This window comes from Shewanella sp. 5S214 (assembly GCF_041439795.1).
Lineage (GTDB): Bacteria > Pseudomonadota > Gammaproteobacteria > Enterobacterales > Shewanellaceae > Shewanella > Shewanella vesiculosa.
The window spans coordinates 299,355-304,730 of record NZ_JBGOOV010000001.1 but is presented as its reverse complement, the minus strand read 5'-3'; the positions used below and the strand labels follow the sequence as shown (position 1 = coordinate 304,730).

The following is a 5,376-nucleotide window of genomic DNA, read 5'->3' as shown; positions in this document are numbered from 1 at the left end:
TTTGCTCGAGCTACCGCAGCGGCAATTTTTGCTTTCTTGTCGTCGATATTATCAGCGGAATGATCAGCCGTTGCCTCTGTGACATCAGCTTGCTTATCAGCTAAAGACTGAGCTGCAATAGCGGCTTTTTTAGCTTTAGCACGCTCAATTGCTGCACTAACCGCGGTTTTCTTCGCGTCCGAACTGTCTACAGCTACACTTGGTGCATCGGTAATGTTTGTTTGTGTTGAGACTGAGTCCTTTGTCGCATCTGCTGTTTGAGCCTTTTTAGCTGCAATACGTGCCATTGCAGCGGCAACGGCATCTTTGTCGCTCGATTTCATATTCGCTTGGCGTTTAGCCGCTGCTTGCTTAGATTTTTCTTCTCGAGCCGTTTTTTCATCTTCAAGTCGTTGTAGGCGCACTTCAAAACGTTGTTTTGCTCTTTCAGCTTGTAGTTTTTCTTCTGCAGTATTTTTCAGCGCAGATTTAGCCACGCGATAGTATTCTACTAATGGAATATCACTTGGGCATACGTAACTGCAACAACCACATTCTATGCAGTCTTTTAAGTTAAAGCTGGCAGCCTTATCGTATTCTTCGGCCTTTGCATGCCAAAATAATTGCTGAGGTAGCAATAATGCCGGGCAGGCAACTGCACACTCACCACATCTAATACAGGCTTTCTCATCTGCGTCTGGGGCGATTTCTGCTTGGCTGGGGGTCAGTAAGCAGTTAGTACCTTTTAATATTGGCACATCAAGATCTGCTAGTGCGTATCCCATCATTGGGCCACCCACAATAACTTTTTGGCCATTATCTGGGGCAAAGCTGACTTGATTTAGAGCATCGGCCACCGTTGTTCCTATGCGAAGCCAATAGTTTCCTGGTTTTCCGACGCGTTCCCCAGTGAAAGTGACAACGCGTTCAATAAGTGGCTTACCTTGTAAAACGGCTTCTTGAATCGCATAGGCGGTACCGACGTTATGCATCACAATACCAAGTTGGGCTGGAATGGCTCCACTGGGTACTTCTTTACCGGTAATAATTTGAATCAGTTGTTTTTCACCGCCAGAAGGATACTTGGTCGGAATAACCGTGACGCGAATAATATCATTAGGCAATGTACTGCGAGTAATTGCCGCTTGCATTGCTTTTGCTGCTTCAGGTTTATTATCTTCAATAGCGATAACAATGCGCTGAGGATTGAGTAAGTGATGAATAATGCTGATCCCAGTTAAGATCTCATCACTGTAATCACGCATTAATCTGTCATCGGCGCTGATGTAGGGTTCACACTCGACACCATTAATGATCACTAAATCTATTTCACTGGCAGGGTTAAGTTTTACGTGGCTGGGAAACGCTGCGCCGCCCATACCCGCAATACCCGCTTGTTTAATTTTGTCTAAAATAGCCGACTTTGACAGTTGTTCAAGCTGGTTTGGTATTAATTCACACCAAGTATCTTGACCATCAGCTTCGATGATGCAGCTTAATACTGGCAATGTAGAAGCATGATTACTGTTATGTTGCTCTATGGCGACAACCACACCAGAGGTAGGCGCGTGAACAGGCAAATAAGTAAAGCCAGCTCCTTCAGTGAGAGCTTGTCCTTTTAGTACGTGGTCACCCACCTTGACACTCATGGTCGCAAGTTGCCCGACGAGGGGAACCGGTACGACAAATCGCGATGGCAAGGGTAACGATGATATTACGCTTTGATTGGATAATGTTTTCAGTTCAGGTGGATGGATCCCGCCAGGAGAGCGCCACAAATGACCTTTATCTAATTGCTCTAATAACGTTAACACCGTTTATCCTCTTGCTGTTGATCGATTACGCTTATTGGAATTGCGCGTAATTTCCAATCCCAATTTTGTATAGTGGTTTCAACGGGGATCATGTCAATACAATCGACGGGACAAGGTTCAACGCATAAATCGCAGCCAGTACAATCTTTGGCAATCACGGTATGCATTAATTTTCCAGCCCCTAAAATAGCGTCGACTGGGCATGCTTGAATACATTTAGTACAGCCAATACATTCATCTTCGCGGATATAAGCCACTTTTTTCACATTGGCTTGGGCTGCTTCACCTAATGGTTCCGGTTCTACGCCCATGAGTTCGGCAATCTTTTCCATGGTAGCAGTACCACCAGGAGGACATTTATTGATTTTATCGCCATTGGCAATGGCTTCGGCATAGGGCCGGCAACCCGGATAGCCACATTGTCCACACTGAGTCTGTGGCAGCAGGGTGTCAACTTGATCAACAATAGGATTGCCTTCGACTTTAAACTTTTTCGATGCAAAGCCTAAAATGACTCCAAATGCTAACGCTAAAACGGTCAATATCGCTACAGCAATGAATATACTCGACAACATTAGTTAACCAGCCCCGCAAACCCCATAAAGGCTAATGACATTAAACCTGCAGTGATCATCGCAATCGCACCACCTTGAAAAGGTAAGGGCACGTCTGCAGCAGCCAAGCGCTCACGCATGGCTGAAAATAAAATTAACACTAGAGAAAAACCAACAGCAGCACCAAAACCATAAATAGCCGATTCAATAAAGTTATGGTCTTCATTAACGTTAAGCAATGCCACGCCTAATACCGCGCAATTGGTGGTAATAAGCGGTAGATAAATTCCCAAAGCACGATGTAAAGACGCGCTAGTTTTTTGCACCACCATTTCAGTGAACTGTACGACAACAGCAATAACTAAAATAAAGCTCATGGTGCGTAAATAGCTTAAGTCAAAAGGTTGCAGTAAAAATTCGTTGGTTAAATAACTCAGAATAGAAGCGAGGGTCAACACAAACGTGGTGGCCATTGACATGCCGATCGCCGACGCTAATTTGCTCGACACCCCCATAAAAGGGCATAGACCTAAGAATTTTACCAGAACGAAGTTATTTACCAGCACTGTGCCGATCAACAGGAGAAGATACTCTGTCATTGCTACAATTTTTTTGACCAATAGATACGAGTATTATCTTAGGTTTGGCGCCGATAAACAACGGATAAAAAATAAGGTTAAACATAAAATGTTTAACCTTAGAATAAAAGCGATATATTTACCGTATATTAACGTTGTTTTTACTGTTTATTTAACAATAACTCAGGTTTAGCAATATAATAACCTTGCATACCATCAACTAACAGTTTTTCTAACGTCAGCTTTTCGTCTTGTTTTTCAACCCCAGTAGCGATAACACGGATACTGATGCGTTTAGCAATATCGACAATCATCCGGACAAAGAACTTATTATTATTGTCCTGTTCGATATTGTCACTGTAACTACTGTCTAACTTGATAAAATCAGGACGAACCTCTCGGAAAAACTTAAATGATGTAAAGCCTAAACCAAAGCGCTCGATAGCCACTTTTGCTCCAGCTTTGTGTATCTCGTTTACAAAATTATGGCTAGATTCTAAATTAGTTTGCATGCCTGATTCATTCAGTTCAAACACCAATCGAGCCGCTGTGCCTCGATTTTTAGTTAATATGTCTTTAAGCCACATGGTAAAACCGTCTTGATGTGCTGAAGAAGCACTGATATTAACTCCCATGTGGCCTGAAATGCTTGGGTTCTCACTCAACACCTTAATGGTTTGTGTCACGATCATTTTATCTAATTCAACACTCATCCCATATCGTTCAGCCATTGCAATAACAGTGGTAGTGGGTAAATGTTTACCTTCGACATTATAAAAGCGTGCTAATAATTCACGGTAAACTTCAGTCGCATTATTACAAGGTTGGATAGGTTGTTGATAAAATTTAATACTTCTTCGATTAATTAAGTCATCTATAGTGATTTTCCAATGTTCCGTGCTTATTTGCTCACTACCCGATAGTTTCTCTAATTGATAGTAACGATTGGGCCCCATTGTTTGCGCCACGCTGACGGCCGTATCGGCTAATGCCATCAATGCCAATGGCTCGTTACCTTGCTGATAGGGCACCATACCAGCATGTGCAATGGAATCACTTTTAGTTGTTTGAGCATATTCATCTAAGTGGCGTTTAAGGTGTTCTAAAAATCGTTCGCCTTCTTTAAGTGAAATGCTGTCAATAAAAATAGCAAAATCACCACTTGAGATTCTAAAGCACTCACTCATTCCAAGATTAGCTAGCGATTTTCGAATACAGGTTGCCAATTTTGCTAAATAATCATCTCCAGCAGCACGTCCATGCAACTGATTGATGCTTGCCAGTTCAGCAGCCTTAACGACTATGAGTACACCATACTGTTGCTTATCCGTTTTACTAATTGCTTCAATATGTTGTGTAAAACGTTGTCGAGTTGAAAATCCACTGACGGGATCTTGATATGCGGCTTTAGTTAACTGTTCATTCTCTTTTCTGACACGATCTAAGTTGAGCTTTAATTGGCTGCGACAAATTTCCAGTGTATTACCGAGTGGTCTTAAAACACCTGGAAAGCGCGATTTCTCAATGGCGAGGAACGATAAATCAGGAATATGAGAGATGTATTCGGCAGCATAGTTGATTCTTCGGCGGTGTAGTTGCATCAGCAATGCAAATAACAACATCAATGACACATAAGCGATAATCAATAAGGTTGCTGTCTGTTGTAAATCATCAAAACTGGCTGATAATACGCTCGCGGTATCTAATCTAACTTGTAAGCGACCGTCAGGAAAATTTTGTACATGACCTAATTCAATATTGAAGATTTCACTGGCGAAATCTCCCGCTGGGCGAAGTAAGCTGCCATGAGTAAAATTGTTATTATTATCAGTTTTATCAATATACTGAAAAAACTGAAACGAAAATTTTTCAGACATAAGCTGGTATAGTGCTTCGCCACTCCCTTGCCACTGATCAATAGTTTGCACGTATTGCTGATAATTAACCCGTGCAATTTCACCTTGTTGTTGAACTTCATTATTTTCCACCGTAAAAATTCGGAAAATTAATAAACCGAAAACGATAAAAAGAACAAGCTGAAAGGATTTCGATAAGCCCATAAAACATCTATTCCTTGAGTATGTTTGGTTAAACTTGCTCGTTCTGGCACAAACCTTGTGCTGCAGTGGTTCGAATGTCGTTTTTTAACCAAAAGTAAAATGCGCTATATAGTTTGTATAATAACCAATAATATCATAGCAGAAATGAGATTAAATAATGATTAATCTAAGGTTATATTTCCGATAGAAAATTTAACGATTGTAATCACAAAAATTTTAACATAAATGACCAATGATAAAGGATCATCAATGACTAATAAGATATTGAATTACATGGGAGGTTCGTAGGAGGGGAGTTTTAGCTGTGCGATGAAGTTAATAATAATGGCTCCCCAGACTGGACTCGAACCAGTGACATACGGATTAACAGTCCGCCGTTCTACCAACTGAA

4 protein-coding genes are annotated in these 5,376 nt (G+C 41.4%); all 4 read right to left on the bottom strand.

Annotated elements, in window-relative coordinates:
• The coding region (rsxC, locus tag ACED29_RS01170) for an electron transport complex subunit RsxC (protein ID WP_371696798.1) at window positions 1-1,793 on the bottom strand (1,793 nt) is incomplete at its 3' end.
• Window positions 1,787-2,365 (bottom strand): electron transport complex subunit RsxB, encoded by a 579-nt coding sequence (gene rsxB, locus ACED29_RS01165; protein WP_124015021.1) that lies wholly within the window; start codon window positions 2,363-2,365, stop codon window positions 1,787-1,789. The genes rsxC and rsxB, both read right to left, overlap by 7 nt.
• A gap of 2 nt (window positions 2,366-2,367) precedes the next feature.
• Window positions 2,368-2,946, bottom strand: coding sequence for an electron transport complex subunit RsxA (rsxA, locus tag ACED29_RS01160; protein WP_124014721.1), 579 nt, complete (start codon window positions 2,944-2,946; stop codon window positions 2,368-2,370).
• 140 nt (window positions 2,947-3,086) lie between these two features.
• Window positions 3,087-4,985, bottom strand: coding sequence for a GGDEF domain-containing protein (locus tag ACED29_RS01155; protein ID WP_347690008.1), 1,899 nt, complete (start codon window positions 4,983-4,985; stop codon window positions 3,087-3,089).
• Between the last annotated feature and the right edge of the window lie 391 nt (window positions 4,986-5,376).

What these genes read in the sequence shown, in the direction of transcription:
- ACED29_RS01155 (WP_347690008.1), bottom strand. Translation starts at nt 4,985, where the DNA reads ATGGGCTTATCGAAATCCTTTCAGCTTGTTCTTTTTATCGTTTTCGGT.
- rsxA (WP_124014721.1), bottom strand. Translation starts at nt 2,946, where the DNA reads ATGACAGAGTATCTTCTCCTGTTGATCGGCACAGTGCTGGTAAATAAC.